22 protein-coding genes and 2 pseudogenes are annotated in these 22,504 nt (G+C 35.9%); 8 read left to right on the top strand and 16 right to left on the bottom strand.

Annotated features, from left to right (window positions below):
• Positions 1 to 9 precede the first annotated feature (9 nt).
• Positions 10 to 585, bottom strand: coding sequence for a LysE family translocator (locus tag ABC228_RS13715; RefSeq protein WP_345825711.1), 576 nt, complete (start codon positions 583 to 585; stop codon positions 10 to 12).
• A 304-nt stretch (positions 586 to 889) separates the two neighbouring features.
• Here ABC228_RS13715 and ABC228_RS13710 point away from each other — a divergent pair, with 304 nt between their 5' ends.
• The gene (locus tag ABC228_RS13710; RefSeq protein WP_345825710.1) at positions 890 to 1,420 is read left to right on the top strand and encodes a GNAT family N-acetyltransferase; all 531 of its coding nucleotides are present in this window, start codon (positions 890 to 892) and stop codon (positions 1,418 to 1,420) included.
• Positions 1,421 to 1,808: 388 nt separating this feature from the next.
• On the opposite strand, the gene ABC228_RS13705 is transcribed toward ABC228_RS13710, so the two are convergent.
• Entirely contained in the window at positions 1,809 to 2,645 is an 837-nt protein-coding gene (locus ABC228_RS13705) for an HAD-IIB family hydrolase (protein ID WP_345825709.1), read from the bottom strand.
• 82 nt (positions 2,646 to 2,727) lie between these two features.
• Here ABC228_RS13705 and ABC228_RS13700 point away from each other — a divergent pair, with 82 nt between their 5' ends.
• Positions 2,728 to 3,714, top strand: a complete 987-nt coding sequence (locus ABC228_RS13700) for a LacI family DNA-binding transcriptional regulator (RefSeq protein WP_345825708.1) — start codon at positions 2,728 to 2,730, stop codon at positions 3,712 to 3,714.
• Between the two features lie 331 nt (positions 3,715 to 4,045).
• Here ABC228_RS13700 and ABC228_RS13695 read toward each other — a convergent pair whose 3' ends face one another.
• Positions 4,046 to 4,981, bottom strand: a complete 936-nt coding sequence (locus ABC228_RS13695) for an NADP-dependent oxidoreductase (RefSeq protein ID WP_345825707.1) — start codon at positions 4,979 to 4,981, stop codon at positions 4,046 to 4,048.
• Between the two features lie 375 nt (positions 4,982 to 5,356).
• The gene (locus ABC228_RS13690) at positions 5,357 to 5,920 is read right to left on the bottom strand and encodes a dihydrofolate reductase family protein (RefSeq protein WP_345825706.1); all 564 of its coding nucleotides are present in this window, start codon (positions 5,918 to 5,920) and stop codon (positions 5,357 to 5,359) included.
• 118 nt (positions 5,921 to 6,038) lie between these two features.
• Between ABC228_RS13690 and ABC228_RS13685 the strand changes: the two genes are divergently transcribed.
• Complete coding sequence (locus ABC228_RS13685) at positions 6,039 to 6,980, top strand: helix-turn-helix transcriptional regulator (protein WP_345825705.1); 942 nt, start codon at positions 6,039 to 6,041, stop codon at positions 6,978 to 6,980.
• Positions 6,981 to 7,102: 122 nt separating this feature from the next.
• Here ABC228_RS13685 and ABC228_RS13680 read toward each other — a convergent pair whose 3' ends face one another.
• From ABC228_RS13680 to ABC228_RS19115, 5 genes and pseudogenes are all read right to left on the bottom strand, one after another.
• Positions 7,103 to 7,609: a DinB family protein gene (locus ABC228_RS13680; protein WP_345825704.1), complete on the bottom strand. Its 507-nt coding sequence runs from the start codon at positions 7,607 to 7,609 to the stop codon at positions 7,103 to 7,105.
• Between the two features lie 175 nt (positions 7,610 to 7,784).
• Positions 7,785 to 8,417 carry an AAA family ATPase gene (locus tag ABC228_RS13675; RefSeq protein WP_345825703.1) on the bottom strand — a complete coding sequence of 211 codons (633 nt, stop codon included), beginning with the start codon at positions 8,415 to 8,417 and terminating at the stop codon, positions 7,785 to 7,787.
• A 249-nt stretch (positions 8,418 to 8,666) separates the two neighbouring features.
• Positions 8,667 to 9,428 (bottom strand): lysophospholipid acyltransferase family protein, encoded by a 762-nt coding sequence (locus ABC228_RS13670; protein ID WP_345825702.1) that lies wholly within the window; start codon positions 9,426 to 9,428, stop codon positions 8,667 to 8,669.
• Positions 9,429 to 9,543: 115 nt separating this feature from the next.
• Positions 9,544 to 9,909 (bottom strand): annotated as a pseudogene (locus ABC228_RS13665) (CAP domain-containing protein); the annotation flags it as partial.
• A gap of 36 nt (positions 9,910 to 9,945) precedes the next feature.
• Positions 9,946 to 10,599 (bottom strand): annotated as a pseudogene (locus ABC228_RS19115) (CAP domain-containing protein); the annotation flags it as partial.
• Between the two features lie 473 nt (positions 10,600 to 11,072).
• On the opposite strand from ABC228_RS19115, the gene mreBH reads away from it, so the two are divergent.
• The 5 genes from mreBH to ABC228_RS13635 all read left to right on the top strand — a co-directional run bounded on the left by mreBH (position 11,073) and on the right by ABC228_RS13635 (position 17,458).
• On the top strand, positions 11,073 to 12,080 hold the full coding sequence (mreBH, locus tag ABC228_RS13655; RefSeq protein ID WP_345825701.1) for a rod-share determining protein MreBH: 1,008 nt from the start codon (positions 11,073 to 11,075) through the stop codon (positions 12,078 to 12,080).
• Positions 12,081 to 12,504: 424 nt separating this feature from the next.
• Positions 12,505 to 13,671 (top strand): CaiB/BaiF CoA transferase family protein, encoded by a 1,167-nt coding sequence (locus tag ABC228_RS13650; protein WP_345825700.1) that lies wholly within the window; start codon positions 12,505 to 12,507, stop codon positions 13,669 to 13,671.
• A gap of 11 nt (positions 13,672 to 13,682) precedes the next feature.
• Positions 13,683 to 14,888 (top strand): acyl-CoA dehydrogenase family protein, encoded by a 1,206-nt coding sequence (locus ABC228_RS13645; RefSeq protein WP_345825699.1) that lies wholly within the window; start codon positions 13,683 to 13,685, stop codon positions 14,886 to 14,888.
• Positions 14,889 to 14,973: 85 nt separating this feature from the next.
• Entirely contained in the window at positions 14,974 to 16,422 is a 1,449-nt protein-coding gene (locus ABC228_RS13640) for an NAD-dependent succinate-semialdehyde dehydrogenase (RefSeq protein WP_345825698.1), read from the top strand.
• Between the two features lie 151 nt (positions 16,423 to 16,573).
• Positions 16,574 to 17,458 carry an AraC family transcriptional regulator gene (locus ABC228_RS13635; protein WP_345825697.1) on the top strand — a complete coding sequence of 295 codons (885 nt, stop codon included), beginning with the start codon at positions 16,574 to 16,576 and terminating at the stop codon, positions 17,456 to 17,458.
• A 74-nt stretch (positions 17,459 to 17,532) separates the two neighbouring features.
• On the opposite strand, the gene ABC228_RS13630 is transcribed toward ABC228_RS13635, so the two are convergent.
• The 7 genes from ABC228_RS13630 to ABC228_RS13600 all read right to left on the bottom strand — a co-directional run bounded on the left by ABC228_RS13630 (position 17,533) and on the right by ABC228_RS13600 (position 22,387).
• Entirely contained in the window at positions 17,533 to 18,552 is a 1,020-nt protein-coding gene (locus ABC228_RS13630; RefSeq protein ID WP_345825696.1) for a hypothetical protein, read from the bottom strand.
• Complete coding sequence (locus ABC228_RS13625; RefSeq protein WP_345825695.1) at positions 18,539 to 19,063, bottom strand: RNA polymerase sigma factor; 525 nt, start codon at positions 19,061 to 19,063, stop codon at positions 18,539 to 18,541. The genes ABC228_RS13630 and ABC228_RS13625 overlap by 14 nt, the downstream gene beginning before the upstream one ends.
• 193 nt (positions 19,064 to 19,256) lie before the next feature.
• Entirely contained in the window at positions 19,257 to 19,988 is a 732-nt protein-coding gene (locus ABC228_RS13620; protein ID WP_345825694.1) for a hypothetical protein, read from the bottom strand.
• Positions 19,981 to 20,487, bottom strand: coding sequence for an RNA polymerase sigma factor (locus ABC228_RS13615; RefSeq protein ID WP_345825693.1), 507 nt, complete (start codon positions 20,485 to 20,487; stop codon positions 19,981 to 19,983). The genes ABC228_RS13620 and ABC228_RS13615 overlap by 8 nt, the downstream gene beginning before the upstream one ends.
• Positions 20,488 to 20,646: 159 nt before the next feature.
• Positions 20,647 to 21,354, bottom strand: coding sequence for a GNAT family N-acetyltransferase (locus tag ABC228_RS13610; protein WP_345825692.1), 708 nt, complete (start codon positions 21,352 to 21,354; stop codon positions 20,647 to 20,649).
• Between the two features lie 65 nt (positions 21,355 to 21,419).
• Positions 21,420 to 21,749 carry a hypothetical protein gene (locus tag ABC228_RS13605; RefSeq protein WP_345825794.1) on the bottom strand — a complete coding sequence of 110 codons (330 nt, stop codon included), beginning with the start codon at positions 21,747 to 21,749 and terminating at the stop codon, positions 21,420 to 21,422.
• 74 nt (positions 21,750 to 21,823) lie between these two features.
• Positions 21,824 to 22,387 carry an ATP-binding protein gene (locus ABC228_RS13600; RefSeq protein WP_345825691.1) on the bottom strand — a complete coding sequence of 188 codons (564 nt, stop codon included), beginning with the start codon at positions 22,385 to 22,387 and terminating at the stop codon, positions 21,824 to 21,826.
• Positions 22,388 to 22,504: the final 117 nt, after the last annotated feature.

The following is a 22,504-nucleotide window of genomic DNA, read 5'->3' as shown; positions in this document are numbered from 1 at the left end:
TTAGCTATTCTACAACCAAATCATTACTGCTGAATACGCTAAAAATAATGCTAGCATAGCATTAACAATTTTACTTTGCTTCTGTAGGAACTTCTTAAAAATTGCTCCAAAAAGGACCCAAGTATGAAAAGCCAAGAATCCAATAAACGTGATTACGATAACACCTATGATGACAGCCGAAACTACTGTATAGTGCGGTAAAATAAAACTAGGAATGACCGTCATTGTAAATATAACCGCCTTTGGATTCAAAAATTGTAGAAGAAAGCCTGACATAAAGGTTCCGGTAATCGTTGCCGTTGGTTTTGATGTATCCATTTTATAGGTTTGATACGCAAGATAGAACATATATAAGCTTCCGATAATCTGCATCACGAATAAGATTTTCGGTATGATGTTGATAAGAACCGTATTCAACAAAGCTGATATAACCAGTAATAATCCAAAAGCTACCGTAGCACCATAAGCATATTCCAGCGCCTTTTTCGCCCCCAAATTATGAACTGTAGAAAAGATAACAATATTAATAGGCCCAGGTGTGAACGTAACAATAAAACAATATAATAAAAAAGATGTAACATCCATGAGGATAGCTCCTTCCAGGTTATTCTCATGTAATTTTACATCTTATCATTACAGGTCTTATAGTATATTATTGCGGAAATGGGATTCTTCAAATACTGTGTTTTTAGAATTACAGGTATTTCTATAGGTTATTATTCACAATCTATTAGATGTTACCTATAAACAGTAATATGCTATTTTAAAACTAAGTTGTTATTTTTTTCTATTATTATATAATAATACTAACCTTAAGTACGAAGGGACTGAACTATGCGCAGATATCAATATCGAAACCTCAAACAAAAACAAAATGGAGGCAAAAATATTGATTACAGAACTACAAACAGAAAGATTATTACTAAAAAAAATGGAGGTCTCAGACTCCTCTAGCCTATTTAAAATATGGTCTGATCCAGAAGTGACAATGTTTATGAACATTAATCACTTCACTGATGAAAAACAAGCCATACAAATGATTGAAGTGCTTGAAGATCTTTATCAAGACAATAAAGCTATTCGTTATTCAATTTTCCATTTAGAATCGAAGCAAATTATAGGTTCATGTGGATACAATTCCTTAGACTTTGAAAATTCAAAAGCAGAAATCGGTTATGAAATTAGTAAAGAATATTGGGGTAAGGGATTTGCTTCAGAAGCTGTACGTAAACTATTGGATTATGCGTTTAATACGCTATATTTCAATAGGATTGAAGCAAAAATCGAGCCTGAAAATAAAAAATCAATAAAGCTTGTAAAAAAGATGAATTTTCATTATGAAGGTACACTAAGAAAATCAGAAAAATCAAGAGATACATTTATTGATTTAGATATGTACTCAAGATTAATTACAGATTAAATTAAGCTATGAAAAAACCTATTTTCTATATGAATATAGGTTTTTTCTATATAAAAGTTTCCCTAATGTAGAAGTATATCAAATAGACGCCTTCTTGATTAGAAAAGCGCCCATTTCTATTCTTTCATTCTATAACTCTTTTAATCTATACTGACAATAAAATCGAATAACTATTCATCATGCTGTTTTAGTTTGAAAACCTTGTTGGGAGTGGAATAGCTGATTTCTTAAGCTATTTATCCACTTCTTCGGTAACAACCTCTCGTTAACCTAGCAATTACCCAAACTCAAATGCACCAGTTCATGCAATATGATTGATTTACTTTTTATTTGAGATTAATTTGTAATTTTATTTTGTCGAATTATCGAATATGACTTTGGATAAAGTTTAGAAAAGTTTTTGAAGAACTTCTAGAATACCGCTAGAATAATGAGATATTGTTACTTTATCATGTAATCCCTTGGCTTCTTCGGTGGCATTTCCTAATAAATAACCATGATTTACTGTTTTTAGCATCTCTATATCATTACCACTATCCCCAAAAGCAATAGTGTTAACTAAAGGCACTTGATAATATTTAATCATGAAATTTACTATTTCCTTTTTTCCTGTATGTAGTGGAATAAAATCAATATCAAATGCACCTTCCGGGTCTCCTGCTTTTGGATTGCAACGGTTTATATTTATTCCCATACCGTTTATTTTAGCTAAATGTCTAATTATTTTTAAATCATATTGGCTTTGTGTCTTGGACCTTTCATAATAATAGTAGTTAAACTTATATCGTTTTTGTCCAAACTGCGTTTGCTCTACAAGATTTATTCTATACACATGGTACAATTCACTAATAAGTTCTTTTACCTTGTCGTTGAAGAATTTAGCTTTCGTTAATCTCTTTTCCCATTCCTCATTAATTAGCAATTCACCATTTTCTCTTACATTATAAACTTCTGTACCTAAGTTACTTGCTATAAAATGGGGACTATAAGAAAGATTCGCTCGCTCCATTTTATGAACAATTTGATTGAGATCGCTTCCCGTTACCCAGCCTATTTTGACGAATCGTTTATGAACGAGATTATTCAGGTACTCTTCCAATTCATATAAATTATTCAATAATTCATCTGTACAATCATGAGGGAAATATGTTTCATCAAAATCAAAAAAGATTAGATAGTTTACCTCATGAGAAGTTGAAAAAGATTTATTAATCCTATAATTCACTATTAACCACCCCATTACTTTACTTTGCTATACTATAATTGCTGGGATTGGTCCCATGTCAATATTTTTTTAGAGGTGCAGAATGGTAACAATATATGATATTGCTCGACTTAGTGGCGTATCTAAATCAACAGTTTCACGGGTGATTTCTAATCATCCTTATGTATCAACTGAAACAAAGAGGAAAGTAATGAAAGTTATGCAAGAGCATAATTATGTTCCAAATTCTCTTGCTATACAATTTCGGCAAAAGCAAACAAAGTGTATAGCTATTCTTATCCCTGATCTAAGTCATCCTTATTTTAGTCAATTGGTTAAGTACATATCTGCTGATTGTTATAAAAGTGGATTTAAAACTGTCGTGCATCAAACTTTTTTAGACAAAAGTAGAGAGAGGGAGGTATACACTCAACTTCAAAAAAATGAGTATGATGCCCTTATATTAACTTCCTCTACATTACAAGAGGAAGAAATCGCTGAATTTACAGGAAATAATATAATTGTTGCTTGTAATGAAGATTTTCGTGGAGATTATTTTGACGTTTTTTGTTTAAATGAGGAAGAGGTAACAATGAACGTAACATCATATCTCCTAAGTAAAGGGTATACAAAATTAGGTTTCTGTTCGGACAATATTTCCTCCCCTTTACAACAAGCAAGATTAAAGGGATTTATTTTAGCCCACGAAAAAAAGGAGATAATTCACAACAAAAATTTTCTTTTTAATGAAATATCAACTATAGAAGATGGAATCATATTAGGTAATAGACTTTTTAAAGAAAATTTAGAGATAGATGGTATTATCGCCGGAAGTGACTTCGTTGCAGCTGGATTAATAAGTTCAGCTGTTAGAAAGAACATCCAAATACCTCAACGTTTGGCAATAATTGGTTTTGATAATCATCCAATATCACTAGTTACTAATCCACAAATGTCCACCATCTGTAATCATATTCAGGATATGTCTAATGACTTAGTAAATCACATTGTAAATAAGATGAATGGTGTAAAACATCACCCTATCAAAAAGGTATATAACGGAGAATTTATTGAAAGAAATTCTAGTTAATGCTTCATTATAAACACTAAGGAAGGTCAACTTACACCGTAACGAGGCAGATTACTTGAATAAGAATTTACAACTACTGAGGTATTTATAATGAAAATCAATGAATTGAGGATATATCGAAACATAAAATAATAGAATTTTTTAAGTTGCATTGGGGAAGTCCAGAAATGTTAGTTCCAGTGGAATTTATAATTGCAGTGCATTAGATGGTTCTACTATTGTAAATGAATATCCAAAAATATTATTGAATTTTCCATATGAAAAAGGTGACCTTCGTAGATCACCTTGTTTATCACTAATGTCTTATGTTTTTTGAGTGGCCGTGACACGTTTATTTAACTTTTATTACAATTTTCCCTTTGGCATGATGGGTCTCACTTAATTCATGTGCTTTTTGCAATGATTCTACTGAAAAATCAAATACACTGCCTACTTGCGGCTTTAGTATTCCTTTCTCCAATAATTCACCTATCTCACTTAGTTGTTTACCATTTGGTGTTAACCAATAAGAGCTTGCCGTTATTTGATGCTTTTCTATTAATTCTGGATCGGGTTGTCCAGCAATTGATACTAATCTTCCACCAGGCTTTAATACTTGGAAGCTTTTATTCAATATGTCACCGCCCATTGTATCAATGACCACATCATAATCGCTTAGTTCTTGTTCAAATTGTTGTGTGCGGTAATTAATGAATTCATCTGCACCTAGTTCTTTTACATATGCTTCATTTTTTTCGCTCGCTGTTGTAGCGACATATGCGCCTAAATGTTTAGCCATTTGAATGGCCAAACTTCCTACACCACCTGCTCCAGCATGGATGAGTACTTTATCTCCTTGCCTAACTTTTGTTTTATCCACTAGACACTGCCAGGCGGTTAAACCTGCTAATGGAATAGAGGCAGCTTCTTCAAATGTCAGGTTATTAGGCTTTTTCGCAAGCAGTTCTTCATCTACACTCGTGAATTCCGCATAAGTACCTTCAGCGGTAGTGCTCGGTCTCGCAAAAACTTCATCCCCCACCTGAAAATGCTTCACTTCACTACCTACCTCAACTATCTTTCCAGCAACATCCCAACCAAGTATAATTGGAAATGTCCAATCAAGCATTTGCTTCAAGTAACCCGCACGAAGCTTCCAATCAATCGGATTAATGGAAGTTGCATAAACCTCAACAAGTACTTGGTTTGCTTTTATTTCTGGTTTCGGTAACTCGCGCTCCTCTAACACATCTTTACTACCATATTCATTGATAACAACTGCACGCATCAATAGCACTCCCTTTCACGCAATATATATGCAATTTCTAGTATTAGGTTTTCTAAAGAAGTCATTCCTTCTCGTCAGAGCATGAAAAAAATCAAATATATGATTTACATTTTCATGAATTTATTTGATACAAAATATAGCTTAACTTCCAATAGCTTGAAATCAAAATAAATTGCTCATGAGGAATCAAATAATGGTTTAAATAAACTTCTATTGGAAGGGAGAGCGGTAGGAAATGAGGATATAATATATAACAAATGATAATAAGGAAAAAAAGTTCCTCAAGAAAATAGGAACCTTTTTTGTTTGGCTTGTTTAACTCTTGTAACCTTTTATGGAACAAAGTACAAAAAGATCTTTGGAATGGACCTTTGATTAATTCAATCTATAAATTAATTGAACAACACCAGAGGAAAATCTTTTTGTATCAATCAAGCTAAGATTTAATCTTTCCTGTATGTCAATAAACAAAGGTTTTCCTTCCCCTAAAACTACAGGGTGAACAGATAACCTAAATTCGTCAACCAGCCCCAATTTTATAAAAGTTGTAATAAGACTTGATCCACCATATAGCCAAATGTCTTTACCTAGCTTTTCCTTTAATTTTTTTACTTCTTCCACAATGTTATCATTAATAAATATCGTTTGATCATTAGCATCTTTTTGTGTTCTAGAAAACACATATTTCTCTTTGCCATGAACCAAGCTCCACATTTCTTTTTCGGCATCAGAGTCCTCACTTTTCGGGATATATTGTCCCCAGATGTCGTAGCTTTTTCTACCATATAGAATAGTATCAATCTGATTCAAAAATTTAGTGAAATCCATATCAGGATCCATAATACACCAGTCAACTTCTCCATTGGGTCCTTCAATAAATCCATCTAGAGTAACCGCCAAATCTAAAATCACTCTTCTTACTTTTTTGTTAGTGTTCATATTTTTATCTCCTTTTATCGTTATATAATTTCCCTTAATTGATAAAACCATAGGGTATAAACTATACTATACGTAAAACATGACAAGTAATGGCATGTTTAAGAAAAAAGGTGAAAAAATGTCAAAAGCTAAGCGTCTATTAGATATTCTTATATTTGTTACCACTAAGAAAAAGTTTACGGCACAAGACATAGCAGATGAATTTCATATATCTGTTCGTACTGTACATAGATACATATTAGATTTATCTGATATGGGACTACCAATTTACTCAGAACAAGGGAGAAATGGTGGATATACAATATTAACGAGTAAACTTCTTCCTCCGATTTTATTTACAGAAGAAGAAGCTATTTCCATCTTCTTTGCTTTTCAATCTCTAAATTACTATCGCAGCTTGCCTTTTGATACTGAAATTTCCTCGGTTGAAAATAAATTATATAGTTCACTTCAGAGTGACACTAAAATAAAAATAGATAAGATTCGGTCATATATTGCTTTTTGGAATCCCAAAAGAACGATTGATACTCCACTTTTAAATGATGTTTTAAAGTATTCTATTATGAATAAAAATTTACACATTCAATACAATTCTAAATCAGGTATAAGAAAAAAACACATCCGTCCTATCGGTGTGTATGCTCATGATGGATTATGGTATTTGCCTGCATACGATTTTCATAAGAAAAAAATATTACTGTATCGTATAGATCGCATTCTTTCCATTTTATCAACCGAAGAAAACGAAGATGAATTCATGAATTTAAAAGAATGGTTCAACTTTGTTGAAGTAAAAAACCCAATTCGACTGCATGTGCATTTAACTGCAGAAGGTGTCCGTCAATGTAAAAGTGTTCCTTATTTTGATGGTTTTGTGGTCATGCAAGAAGAAGGAACTGGATACATAGATTCAATCATAGATAGAGGTGATCTTAATTTTATAACATCACTATTTTTAAGACTTGGAAAACATGCAAGAATATTGGAGCCAGAGGAATTAATCATTGGGGTATGTAAACAAGCTAAAGAAATTCTAACTATGTATCAAGATGAGAATTAAATTATTTTTTATTCCATTATTAAAATCGAGTGCCACTGTTTTGATGTTCGCCCTAATTTACTATCCCATCTCAATAGTTTAAAAAACGAGTATTTTTACCTTTCTTGAAGTAAAGCACCCTTTCAGTAGAAGAATGGCATCCTCTTTTGCAACTCATCTTTTTGACGCAAATGATGACGAAAATGCATTCCAATTAAATCATACCACTCCCTTGCATTCAGCCAGCCAAACCCTCCATGTTCGACTTTATTACCTGGATTAATATAATCCACTTTCGATTCCCATTGATTCATTCTTTGAATTAACTGATCTATCCTACTAATTAACTCTTCCTTGCTGTCCGAATTATTAGGTGGAAAATTTAGTTCATCTGGTAATTTAATTTTAATAGGTGGAAACCCTCCATTCTTATATAATTGCTCACCGAACGGGGTCTTCCCAAGGGGTTGTTCTTCATTTAAAGTAGCACATGTTTCCATATTATCAAGGTACTCATGAGCTACAAGGATTAAATGGTCATACATCTGTCCAATAGACCAGACCCCTTCTTCCGAGATATATCTTAGCTGCTCCAATGAATAATCGTGAAGTTCGTTTTTGAAATAAATAAGCAGTTTACTATCCCTCATTTAAATACTCCTTTGTAATAGTTAGGTAAAACATGAAAGTTGCCACCTATTATATAAATCTCTCTACTTTAATACTAACGCAACATTCAGAAAACATAGTTAAGATTTTAAACAATAGAATAGATGACCAATCTTGATCACCTTGTATAACTATTGCACCCGTTAGCTCAATAACTTACGGTTTGTTTTTCATTAGCCAATTCTTAATGCTATCAAGCAATTCTTCTGAATCTCGGTATGGGGTAGACGAAGGTAAATTATCTTTAATTACTCTTGCATTATCTTCTATATTTTTTGCATCTATTAGTTGTACAAATTGAGGTTCAAATTTATATAGGGCTTCATAATACCTTTGGTGTGGTTCTATAATATCTAAGTGTGACTCAAAATTTCTTCTTTTTCTTGTTCTATCATTCTCTTTACGGTTCGTAAGATTATTTATGCTAGTATACAAATAAAAGTATTTATCTGGAAACATTAATTTCTTTTTAATTATCTCTTCACGATAGAACTCATAAATAATATCTAAACTTTGTTCATATATTTTGAAATCAAAGCACCAGTTGTAACTTAAGGGCTGAAATATATCACCATCAAGAATTACTAAATCATATTTACTTTGTTTTTCTTGTGCAATTTTCCATCGGTCTACTTGACGTTCTAAGTACCACGTATTTGTTTCAAATTTAGGACGTTCAAATAAAAGGTTTACTTCAGGAACAATATATGTATTCTTCATTCTAGCCAGTTCATTAGACGTTGTTGTTTTTCCGACTGCACTTGCTCCTTCCAAACAAATTATTGCCATATGACACCTCCTGTAACTTGATGCTTATTCAACTAAACTGTCCCGTTAGTTTAAGTACATTTGTTCACAAACTATATATATTTTAACATAAATTTACAGTTATCCCCGCCTAAGATTTACACATCTCACCTCTCCAGTTGTCCCGATAAAAAAAGCGACCAAAACAAATACGTTCTGGTCAGCTAATAAATATATTCTTCAATCGAAGCAAAGCTATTAATTTTGACAAGATTTTTTCTTCCTTCTTTACTACGGAGTCTCCACTGCCACTTCGGCATCCTCAATAATGCCTTTGTTGTTTGGAAGTCCATCCTGAACAATATGTTGAATTTTTTCCGCTAGATCAGAGCTTTTTAACTCCTGATAGGTTTCAGGCATAATTGGATGATGGATTGTCATATGAATGGTTGATCCCTTCACTCGGCCCTTACCTTCCTCTAGCATTTTATACGTTCCATCGATAGTTACTGGAACAATAGGTACATTCGCTTTCGTTGCTAAGCGTAGGCTACCTGGCTTAAAAGGGTGTAACTCAGAACCCCTACTTCTCGTTCCTTCTGGAAAAATTACTAAGGAATTGCCGTTTTTTAAATTTTTAATTCCTTGGTTAATTGCATTCACAGATTGACGCCTATCTTGTCGGTCAATAAAAACACAATGTAACAGTCCCATCCAAGTACTAATAATCGGAAGCTTATTAATTTCTTTTTTGGCAATAAATCCAATAGGCTTTCCAAGATACCCTAAGAACGCCAGAATATCAAATAATCCTTGATGATTGGCTACATACAGTACTGGACCTTCTGGAATCTTTTCTCTACCAGTGACATGGACATCCGTACCGGTGCGCTCTAATACTTTTTGTGAAACACGCTGTGGTGTCTCAAATATTGTCTTCCGTATTTCCTCATTACTAGGCTGTTTAGCTAGTTTTTTGGATTTTTGAAGCTTAAAGATACTACCTATAACTAAAATAATTGCATAAAGATAAATCCAAATCGTAAATAACATGTATGTTCCCCCCAGTATTCACTATAATTATACTGGTAAACTGGTTTAGTTCAAGAATGAATTACTCAAATATGAACCATAATAAAAGAAGGCTAGAATTTAGCCTCCTTCATTGTTACCTGCCAATAAATTGTTGCGTCCAAATAATATCCTCTGTCACAAATCCAACTCCGATATGCGTATAGTCCTCATTTAAAATATTAGCCCGATGACCTTCACTATTCATCCAAGCCTCTACTACCTCTTCCGGTGTGAACTGCCCTCTTGCAATGTTTTCACCAGCTGTTTGATAGGAAATTCCAAACGTCTCCATCATATCAAATGGAGAACCATAGGTAGGACTTGTATGATCAAAGTAACCATGTTCTGCCATATCAATTGATTTTGCTCGCGCTGATTCAGTTAATTTGGTATCGACTGCTAATGGAGTAAGACCGTGTTTGGCACGTTCTTGGTTCGTTAAATCGACAACAGTTTGTTCAAAAGAAGCCTGGTTTACGGTATCATCTAATCGCTTAATAAATTGCTGTGTCCAATAATAGTTTTCACCTTCAACAAACCCCACACCAATATGCGTGTAATCCGTGTGAAGAATATTTTCTCGATGTCCCTCACTTGCCATCCATGCTGCAACTACTTCTTTTGGGGAAGTTTGTCCCATTGCGATATTCTCTCCAGCTGCATAATAGTTAATTCCGAAGCTCTCCATCATATCAAATGGTGATCCGTAAGTGGGACTGTCATGAGCGAAATAATTATCTTCATTCATATCAATCGATTTTTTTCGAGCGACCTGAGCTAGCTCTGAATCTAGCTTTAGTGGTGCTAACCCATACTTCTCTCGCTCCAAATTCGTTAGGCGTATAACCTCCTGTTCGAATTCCTGATTATAGGATGGCTTATCCTCGGACGAATCTTGGTTTTTCACTTGCTCGTTAGATGTATTTGTTTTTGAACCTGATGAATCCTGGCTATTTTGAGCTGTATCTTCATTTATTTCTTTTTCTTCATGATCTTTTTCTTGCGCTTTTCTTTCTGCGAGTATTCTTATTACGTTCTTGTTAAGCTCTTTCCAATCAACTGAAGGAAAGTCATCGTAACTTAATCCAAGACTGTAATCAAAATATTCTTCTACAGTAGCAGCCGGATACTTATAGAAGGTTCCTTCCATAAAATAATAGCGATGGAATTCCTTATTAGCTGCTCCAACAAATCCCGGTATCACAAGTAAAACAAATAGAACCAGCAATAAAAGTATTTTTATTTGATTTTTTAAGTCGTTCATCCTATTGCCACTCCTTTATTTCCTTGCGATAATGATACATAGATGATCCGATTCGACATGTTATGAACCCATTATCTCATGTTTGAGTACCCAGTAATTTTCCATTTTTATTACAATCGACAAAAAATGTAAAGCAATTGAAACTTGAGTTCAGACGAGTTATACCTTATTTTAATATAGTAGCAAATAAATTTCTAAGGCAAGTTTAGCTGTAACCATTAATTGCTAATAATGTTATATAGTTTGCAAATAATAAAGGTATATTGTCTTTCTTAAGACGTTTTAACACCCATAAATATATTGTCGAAATAGAACATTATACGGTAATACAATTTTTGTCATCATTGGAGGAACTTATTATGTTTTCTACTGCAGAAATAGGAATTGATTTAGGAACTGCAAATATACTTATCTATTCAAAAAACAAAGGAATTGTTTTAAATGAACCATCTGTTGTTGCAATTGATATTAATACGAAGCAGGTAGTAGCAGTTGGAACTGAAGCAAAAGAAATGATTGGGAAGACTCCTAGAAATATCGTTCCAATTCGCCCACTAAAAGATGGTGTGATTGCAGATTACGATATTACAGCACAAATGCTAAAAGCCTTCTTAAAGAAAGTAAGCAAAGTATTGGGTAATTCCATGAGAAAACCAACCGTTGTTGTCTGCACACCTTCTGGAAGTACAACTGTTGAAAGAAGAGCGATACACAATGCTGTCACAAGCTACGGGGCAAAACAGGTTCATTTAATTGAAGAGCCTGTTGCAGCAGCAATTGGAGCAGATCTTCCAGTAGATGAACCAATTGCTAACGTTATTGTCGATATTGGTGGCGGTACTGCTGAAATTGGTATTATTTCACTTGGTGGTGTTGTATCGTCAAGCTCTGTTCGCGTGGGCGGCGATAAAATGGATGAAGAAATCATCCAATACATTCGTAAGAAATACAATATTCTAATTGGGGAACGTACTGCAGAAAATGTCAAAATGGAAATTGCATACGCACACCCAAATCATAAAGAAGAGTTCATGGATGTTCGTGGTCGTGATATGGTTACAGGATTACCAAAAACCGTATCAATTTCTTCACAGGAAGTCTATACTGCCATTAGAGAATCACTCGACCAAATTTTACAGGCAATCCGTATTACATTAGAAAATTGCCCACCAGAATTAAGTGGGGATATTGTCGATCACGGAATTGTTATTACCGGTGGTGGATCCTTACTAAAAGGCATGCAAGAATGGCTAGCAAACGAGCTTTCTGTTCCTGTTCATATTGCGCCAAATCCACTAGAATCGGTTGCTATTGGTACAGGTAAAGCGATTAAAATGATTTCTAAATTAGAGAAAGCAGTGAAATAAATATACCAAGCCAATTGTTAATTATTCACGCCAACATTTGAGAATCAAAACGGGAGATACACTCCCGTTTTTTATTTTGTTGAAGGTCGTAAACACCTATTCTAACAACACAATTCCCTAACTACTTTTCTCCATCTTATACAACCTTTATGAATGACGCAATAGCTGTTTACAAATTATTCAGAATACATTACACTGTAGTTAACGGTCATATAAAAACGCTTTCAAAAATCTGACGATATGGCCTCTATGAATGCTTATATATTCCACAATCACTGCCTAGCTTGTTCTCAGTTCTATTCCAGAGCTGCTCCAACAAGCAAAAGCCAGTTCATTTTGATACAGCAATTCTGCTGTGTTCAATTGAACTGGCTATTTTTTTTGAAAGTATCTCTTGCTACATGAGATAGAAAGGAGTGAGAAGGTGTCAGGAGCGTTAGCAAATTATAAAGTTTTAGATTTATCACGAGTACTTGCAGGTCCATACTGCTCCATGATTTTAGGAGATCTTGGAGCTGAGGTCATCAAAGTCGAAGCACCGGGTGGAAGTGATGAAACACGAAAATGGGGACCCCCTTTTCAAAATGGGGTGAGTGCTTATTATCTTTGTGCTAACCGAAATAAAAAAAGCATTACAGTAGATTTAAAATCTAGTGAGGGCATTGATACGATTAAAAAGCTGGTAAAGGATTCCGATGTCATTATCCATAATTTCAAAACGGGGACAATGGAACGGTTTGGAATTGATTATGAACAGTTAAAATTGATTAACCCTAAAATCGTTTACTGTTCCATTACAGGATTTGGAGAAACAGGACCTTACAAGCAACTGCCTGGGTATGATTTTATTATTCAAGCCATGAGTGGACTCATGAGTATTACAGGGGATGAAGATTCAAGCCCTCAGAAGGTCGGCATTGCCATAACAGATATCCTAACCGGCTTATACGCAGCTATCGGAATTCAAGCTGCTCTACTCGAACGACAGCAGTCAGGCATTGGTCAGAAGCTAGATATTTCCTTGTATGATTCTGCCGTTAGTGCGCTTGTGAACATCGGGAGTAATTATTTAATGTCTGAAAAAATACCGACTGCATTAGGAAATCAGCATGCCAATATTGTTCCCTACCAAACCTTTCAAACGATGGATGGTGAGATGGTAATTGCGGTAGGGAATGACAATCAATTTAAGGCTTTTTGTTCTATCTTAGGAAAAGAACAATACAGTGAAGATGAGCGTTTTAAAACTAATCCAGCTCGTGTTCAAAATCGAGACATCTTAGTTCCCTTACTGCAAGAAGTACTCATCACGAAACCAACAAACTATTGGTTAGATTATTGTCATCAATACCAGATTCCATGTGGTCCTATACAAAATCTGGAGGATGTCACGAATGATCCACAGCTTCATGAACGAAACATGTTTCTAGAAACGTTTCACCCAACCGCAGGACTTATCAAAATGATTGGTAGTCCATTAAAGTTATCTAGGACGCCAGTTGCGTTACAGCATCATCCTCCAATTGCAGGTGAGCATAATGAGGAGATTTTATATTCGCTAGAACATAATGAATCCAATAGGAAGGAATAGGAGTGGTTATTATGAATTTTAATTTTACAGAGGAACAGAAAATGTTACGTGAAACTGTTCGAAGTTTCGTAGATAAAGAGATTATGCCATATATTGCGGAATGGGATCGTGAAGGTCAATTTGACCCTAACGTTACAACAAAGATAGCTAACCTTGGGTTGATGGGAGTCTGTATTCCGGAGCAATATGGTGGAAGTGGAATGGATTATAATTCCCTTGCGATAGTATGTGAAGAGCTTGAACGTGGGGATACAGCATTTCGTACTGCAGTATCTGTTCACACCGGTTTAAACAGCATGACCTTGTTACAATGGGGAACAGAAGAACAAAAACAAAAGTACCTAATACCGCAAGCAAGAGGAGAAAAAATCGGTGCATTTGGCTTAACCGAACCTGGTGCAGGATCTGACGTCGCTGCTTTACAATCTACTGCCGTAAAGGATGGCGATTATTACGTGTTAAATGGTCAAAAAACTTGGATTTCGTTATGTGATACAGCTGATCATTTTCTCGTATTTGCTTATACGGATAAATCCAAGAAGCACCACGGAATCTCTGCATTTATTGTTGAAAGAACATGGGATGGCTTTTCTTCTAAAGCGATAAAAGGAAAGCATGGCATTCGCTCTGGGAATACAGGAGAGCTGTTCTTTGATCAAGTGAAAGTTCCAAAGGAAAATCTAGTAGGTGAAGAAGGGGAAGGCTTTAAGATTGCGATGTCGGCACTCGACAATGGTAGATTTACAGTTGCTGCTGGAGCAGTTGGCCAAATCATGGCATGTCTTGAATCAAGTGTGAAATACTGTCACGAGCGCGAAACATTTGGGAAATCTATCGGGAAGCACCAGTTAGTTCAACAAATGATTGCCAAGATGGAAGCTGGTCTACAAATGAGCCGTCTTCTAGTCTATCGTGCTGGTGAACTTAAAAACGAAGGAAAACGAAACACAAGGGAAACCTCCCTTGCCAAATGGCAGGCATGTGATTTTGCGAATCAAGCAGCTGACGATGCGCTACAAATCCATGGTGCTTATGGCTATTCAGATGAATATCCAGTCGAAAGATACCTTCGTAACTCAAAGGCACCAGTAATTTATGAGGGTACTAGAGAAATTCATACGATTATGCAGGCAGAATATGTCCTAGGGTATCGTCAGGATAAACCATTAAACAAAATGCTTCCACCCTGGAATTCCGATAAAGAGCTTGTCAATTAAGCAGGACATCGCACCTACAAATTGATAGATAGTTGTAGGTGCGATATGCTTATAATAGACTAAATATTTTTTGGGAGGGTTTGAAATGATCTCGACAGTAACAAAAAGTATTTACATTAATGGAGAATGGCAGGATATTGATTCATCTAAAACACAGGTCGTCTATAATCCCGCTACGCTTGAGCCGATTACTGAGGTTGCTTTTGGTGGTCAAACAGAAACGAAGGAAGCAATTGATGCGGCTTCAAAAGCATTTCCAGTATGGAGTGAAATGACTGGAAGACAGCGATCTCGCATTCTATATAAGGCAGCTGAACTAATGCGTAAGGATGCCAAACGTCTCGGGGAAATCCTCACAGTGGAACAAGGAAAACCACTGAAAGAAGCAATTGGAGAGGTAAAGGGGGCTGCAGGATTTTTACTATGGTATGCAGAGGAAGCATCCCGTGGATATGGCGAGTGGATTCCATCATCGATGAAGGAAAAACGGATGCTTGTCATCCCGAAACCAATTGGGGTAGTCGCTGCAATCACGCCATGGAATTTTCCATCATCCATGATTACACGTAAATTAGGTCCTGCATTAGCTGCAGGCTGTACCACAGTATTAAAGCCATCACCAGAAACACCGCTATCTGCAATTGAAATCGTGAAGATTTTTGAAGAGGCTGGTATGCCCCCAGGTGTCATTAATCTTGTAACTGGTGATGCGCAAGCAATCGGAAAAGAAATGCTTACCAATAAAGGAGTAAAACTCATTACCTTTACAGGTTCTACAGCTGTCGGAAAATACTTAATGCGCGAGGCTGCTGACCAAGTGAAGAAGGTTTCACTTGAGCTTGGTGGTCATGCACCAATTATTGCCTTTTCGGATGCGGATATTGATAAAGCTACTTCGCTATCCTTAGCAAGTAAATTCCGCAACAACGGGCAAACCTGTATTTGTGCGAATCGACTATATGTACATGAATCGATTGCTGATGGATTTACAGCGATGCTTAAGGAAAAAGTAGAAAAGCTAAAAGTCGGGCTAGGGCTTGAAGAAGATACGGATCTAGGTCCTCTAATCAGTGAACAAGCACGGGAAAAGGTTCAGGCACACTTAGATGACGCCTTAGAAAAAGGTGCTGAGCTTGTAACGGGGGGAAATAAATGGGCAGGCGAATTACAAGGCTACTTCTGCCCACCTACTATCATAAAAAATGCAACAGATGACATGAAGGTCATGCGAGAAGAAACATTCGGTCCACTCTTCCCGATTCAGACCTTTTCAGATGAAGAGGAAGTTATTAAAAAAGCGAATGATACGGATTATGGTCTTGCTGCCTACATCTTTACCGAAAACACAAGTCGGACATTACGAGTGGCAGAAAGGCTAGAATACGGAATAATTGGGGTAAATGATGTCTTCCCTTCTGTACCAGAAGCACCATTCGGTGGAATAAAGCAATCCGGTAACGCCAAAGAAGGCGGTCACTATGGAATGGATGAATTTTTAGAGAAGAAATTTGTTTCCATCGGAATTGATTCATAAGTTGAAGTTGTTCATAGGTATGGCGTATGCTACTGCCTATGAACTTTTTTTATGACGCCATATGCTATATACTTGGTCCACAAAGCTGTGCACCAAAAGTCGGATGGGTACCTTTTCTTCCTGCTATCCTTCTGATTAAGGAGGTTATGAAATGGATTTGCTGAAAAACATGAATAGTGCAATCGAATATATTGAAAACAACCTTACTGATGATATCGACTACACAGAAGTAGCAAAAAAGGCTTTCTGTTCTGAGTATCATTTTAAAAGAATGTTTTCCTTTTTGGCCGGCATTACATTATCCGAATACATTCGAAGAAGGCGTCTCACGCTTGCTGCCTTCGAATTGCAAAATTCTTCGTTGAGAATTATTGATATTGCTGTTAAATATGGGTATCGGTCACCAGATTCGTTTACGCGAGCTTTTCAGAAGCTACATGGTTCTACCCCTACTGCAGTAAGAGAGAATCAACCAGCTCTTAAAGCATATCCACGAATGACCTTCCACCTATCCATTAAAGGAGGAAGTGAAATGAACTATCGAATCGTAGAGAAAGATGCATTTCAGATTGTAGGAATGATGAAACGAGTCCCCATTGTCTTTGAAGGTGTCAATCCAGCGATCACAGGAATGTGGAAGACGTTAGATGAGGAAAAAATTAAGATGCTTAAGGACCTTTCGAATGTTGAACCATTCGGAATCGTGCAAGCATCGACGAATTTCTCTGAAGACCGTATGGATGAAAAAGGCGGACTTGACCATTATATTGGTGTTGCCACAACAAAAGAGACTCCAGAAGCTTTTACAGATTTGGAAGTACCAGCATTAACTTGGGCAGTATTTGAATCAGTTGGACCGTTTCCTCAGACACTTCAGGAAACTTGGGGACGCATCTATTCAGAATGGTTTCCATCATCAGGCTACCAATTAACAAAAGGACCAGAAATCTTATCGATTAAAGACAAAGATTTAACGTCTAATGTAACAAGTGAAATATGGATTCCTGTTATCAAAAACGAAATTAGTATGTACTAAATTTAGACGGCATAGCGCTTGCTATGCCGTCTTGATTTTTATATAGGGTATGTTCACTTGAGTGAGAGAGAAATTCATTTTTTTTGAACCAGCTCTAATTTTTCACTCCCATCAGATAATAGATGGTATGCATAAACATGATGATTATCTTGATCCAAATAGATAGCTGAATAATTTTTTACTTGGTTATCTTCATCCCAGTAGATAAACACCTGGGCTTGAATATCTCCATTCTTAATTGCCTCTATATCCCCATTCTCATAATTATCATCAGAGGATGGATAACCAATAGACGTATCAAGGTCATAGCGCCAAAATTCACGATTATCGACATCAGATGTACCTTTCTTATAATCTTCCCAGAATAAATTCTCCACTTCACTTTTCGTTAATCCCAGCTCTATTTTTTCCCTAGCGATTCCAACAGACGTATTGTTTGTGGTAATTCCAGCAAATATTGCTTCATCGAGTAAATAGATATTACTTTCCGTATCGCCCTTCAATTGTAGCGAATACTTTCCCTCATCTGTTTCTGATAAGGTTATCCTTGGGGTTACAAAGGAACTTACACCTTCCTCATTGGATGGGTAAGTTAATTCAACCTCTAATTCCAGGTCTCCTTCCCCTATCTCCTCATCCAAAAACTGAAAGTCTAATCCGTCACCCGGTACTATAGCAGAACCATCCGCATTCATTCCTCCCTGTGACGTACTCATGCTTCCGTCTTGGTATATCTTCACCATCATCATGTCAATATTTACGGTCGTGTTGTTCGTTATGTGAATGGTAACCCCTTCTCCTGTTAGATTACCTGTAGAAGCATTTGTACCGGAATCTGGATTCGTATCTTGCTCCTGTACTAGTTCTTTGTTTGGACTAGTCATGAACGCAATAGAAGTAATGATTAGCAGTACTATCGTAGCCGCAGAGGCAAGAATATACTTCCATTGGAAAGATCCACGTTTCTTGATAGGTTTCGTATCATTCATTCTTTCATTTATTTTCAATAGAATTTCCTTTTGTTCTTGTTCCGGGAGGTCGAATTTTTGATTAAGTGATTGGAACGCCTGATTCATTTTCTCATACTGTTTCATGACTAAAATTCTCCTTCTCTAATTCTTTTCGAAGCGCTTTGATCCCTCTAAACAAATTAACCTTCACTTTATTTTCTGACCAGCCTAGAATTTCTGCTGTCTCACTAATGGAGAACTCTTTAATCTTTCGTAGAACAATAACATCCCGAAACGATAGCTTTAGCTTACTTAATGCTACGTATAGCTCTTGCTCAGATTCATTTAACATGGCAATTTGTTCCGGACTTTTCTCGGTTGATTTCAATATTGGAATAGAATCTAGGAAGTATGAAATCGGCCTTTTCTTTCGAATATCGTCAATCGTTAAATTTCGAGCAATCCGAAACAACCACCCCCTTACATTCTCTCCCTGAAATGAATCAAATTTTCTGTATGCACGCAGGTATGTTTCTTGTAAAATATCCTTTGCTTGCTCATGGTCACCAATTAAAAAATAGCTATAATGATAAACATCATTGCTGTATGTGTGGTACCATTCATTAACCTGCTGCTTCTTGTATTGTTGGTCCATGACCTCATGTCCTCTCAATCTGTAAAATTACCTTTCAGTCTATCAACGGATGGATACGATAAAAGTTACAATCCCCCCAAAAATAATGATAAAGTATTTATCACGTTCCTAAAAATAATTAGAAAAAACGAAAAAAGACCGCCTATTTGGACGGTCTTAACACAAGGGTAATAAGATAGCATAAATAATTCATTTAATTCTCCAGTGATTCAGGATCAAATTGATCTAAGATTTCCTGAGAACCATCATCTTTAACAAGCATGACCTCTACATCCTGTTTCGGACTTATCGCATACCAAAAACGGTTACCATCAGCCACTGTAATAATCTTTGCTTGAGTATCTCCTGCATATACCTCAACAATGGAATGATCACGAATAAGACCAAAGTATATAAATGGCGCTTGATTCATTGACGTCCAGTTAACAGGAGAATCGATTTTTGATCCTCTTGATTGTTTCCAAACCCAGCGCTTACCCTGCTTTTCAAAATAGGCTATGAAAAATACTTCTCCATCTTCATTTCTGTCCTCCTTATATACTGCAATGGCGTCACCATCTTGGACAGCATTCATTTCTGTGTGGATTAGCGTGTATGCGTAGTTATTCTCCTGTTCAGGCATCTCCGCCATTTTTTCATGAAAGAAATCTTCAAATGTATAACCAATCTGCTCATCTGAACGCTGTGAATTAATTGTCATCAATACGATAGCGAATAACATGAAAGCGGCTAAACCTAGTACGGCAGTAGATGCTCTTTTCATAAAACTTCCACTTCTTTGTTTCGCTTCATATTTTCTCGAGACTTTCATCAGGTTTTCGTGTATGTTATTTTGTTTATTCATGTCAAAGTACTTATTATAGTCCGGTTCTGGGAGGGAACGTAATTCTTCTATTATTTTATGGATACGTTCATTTTCATTCATTTGGAAGGTCCTCCTTATGCTTCTCCAATGCTTTTAGGGCTCTGTGGTACGTAATTCGCACTTTATTCTCATTCCAATTTAATACAGCTGCTGTTTCCAAAACGGATAACTCCTTTATTGCTCGAAGAATAATCACATCTCGGTAATTGGATTTTAACGATTGGATTACTTGATAAAGGATTCTATTATTCTCGTTCAATTGGAGTACTTTCTCTGGTGTTGCTTCGCCTATAGGTTCATCATCAACAAACGGAACAATGCTTTTAATCCTTGCTCGTTTTCTTCTTCTTAGCTCATCTAACCCAACATGACGTGCAATCGAGAAGAGCCATGTCTTCGGACTTGATTTTGCTTGAAAGCTATCAAATCCCTTAATAGCACGTATAAATACTTCTTGAACCAAGTCCTCTATATCACCGGAACCGACATAATACAGTAAGAAATGGTAAATATCTTTATTATATTGATAAAACCACTGTGAAATTTTGCTGCTGATCATCCATTTCTCCTCCGCTATTTATACTCATTCATTAGTCGAATTACCTGTCATCATTATTTCACTTTATTTGAAAAAATTTGTACTTAATACGCCCACCTAATCCCAAAAGAAAGAAGCTTGGAATAAACCAACCAAGCTTCCTGATCATTCATAGCACACTTACATTACGCTTTCTAACGAAATAACGGCCGTCTTCTCAGTACATCCATTGGAACTCAAAATTTTTCTCATTGGTTCATTATCTATTTTTGTTGCCCCTAAATAGGAGACTGCTTTAAAGTCATGTTGTAATCTATACAAACCAATCCTGTGAAGACCTTTTCCAAGTCCTCTACCAATAAATTTAGGATGTATTCCAATCCAAAATATACGCCCCTGATTTACGGTATTCGGTTCGATATGTGGAAACACAACACCAACAGGATCATGATTCATTATCAATACCGTGAACATATTATTCATCTGTAATGGTAATTCAGCTCTCATTGTTGCTAAGAATTTCTCTGTTTCATTGATACTTTTATTCATCACTTCAGCTAAAAAAGAGACTGATTTCGCTTCAGTTGGTGACCATACTTCATAAGTCGGAACCGAATCAAGAACTGTGTCTGATAAATCCTTCGTATAAATGACCCGTTCTCCAACGACCTGCATCTTCTCCTTAGTACTTGTTAACTGACTCAAAATTGATTTCGGACATTCCAGCACGATGAATCCTCTCTCAGGTTCTGATAGAAGCTTATCTATCTGTCTATCCATCTCACTTACTTGCTCGACTCTTTCTTCAATAATTTCTAATATAATTCCATTCTTACTTTTTAAATAATGTATTCCAGCCTGCTTTAACTGTTCTAATGTCTCATCCATACACAAAGTCCTTTCATGCTGCTTCCAAAACAATATGAAATAAAGCGATTTTTTTCATCCTTCACTTACTCAAAGACTAATGTAATCCAAATAAATGAAAAAAATACTCTATATGATATATAATCAATCCTCAAATAGATAAATTCCAATATGGACTGGAAGCCAACTAATAGGATGATATACAGAATCCAAAACCACTTTTTCATTTGCCAATCCATATCGATTACAAACCACAACATGATTAATACGGAAACTAAAATAATTCCTCTTCCCCATCGGTCGATTGTTTTACCTAGAGTATCAGAAAGTTTTTGCTTTTCTACACCAAGTAATCTATTAATCAGTTTCTCTATTAAGTAGATGATGACTAATAGAACTATTAAAAACACTATCATTTTTAACAAGAGATACACCCCGTTGGATCTTATACGTAACTAATTTGCACAATACGACTGCCAATAGTAATCCATTATAAACCTTCAGCAATAGAAACAATACGGTCAATAATAGCTTCTATTTCCTGGTTGTCTTTTATCACGTATAAATGATATGCCTCTTCTTCAGTCGGATCTGCGACATCTTCTTTTAGAGAGTCCTCCTGTTGTCGAACTAGCACTTCCTCAAAGAAAGATGCTCCTCGGAATATAATCGTACTGCGTTCACTATGGATAACGCGAGATTGAAGAATAGAATCTGGGATATCGAAATGGACAAGAATTCGGATAAATTTTTCGCTTGGAAACAATTCCTCAAGTAAAAACTTTCGACCTTGTTTACTTCGATTCGAGTTGCAAATAATCAAGTGGTGATCCGTGGTTTCAACTGCATAATTGACAATCAACTGCGAAATCGCATGTTTAAGCGTATTTGGTCCTTGTTTTGGTTGTAAGGATTTGTAATAGGTATTAATAAATGTAGCGTGATTATCCTGGTCCATGACCAACGAATTACGTAACGTCTTTTCCAACGCTCTAGCGAAGGTTGTTTTTCCACTATGTGTCTTACCAACAGTAATGATTACTAGCCTCTTCATGACAAATGCTCCTTCAAAATACTGTCTTTTGATGACTAGCTATATTTTACCACAATAATAAAAGTATTCAGGCAAAAGGAAAGGATAAGAAATACAATTTCTTATCCTTTAACCGAT

This window comes from Ornithinibacillus xuwenensis (assembly GCF_039614845.1).
GTDB classification, from domain to species: domain Bacteria; phylum Bacillota; class Bacilli; order Bacillales; family Amphibacillaceae; genus Ornithinibacillus; species Ornithinibacillus xuwenensis.
Note: the sequence above shows the minus strand (reverse complement) of the source record. Positions and strands in the feature narration are given on the sequence as shown.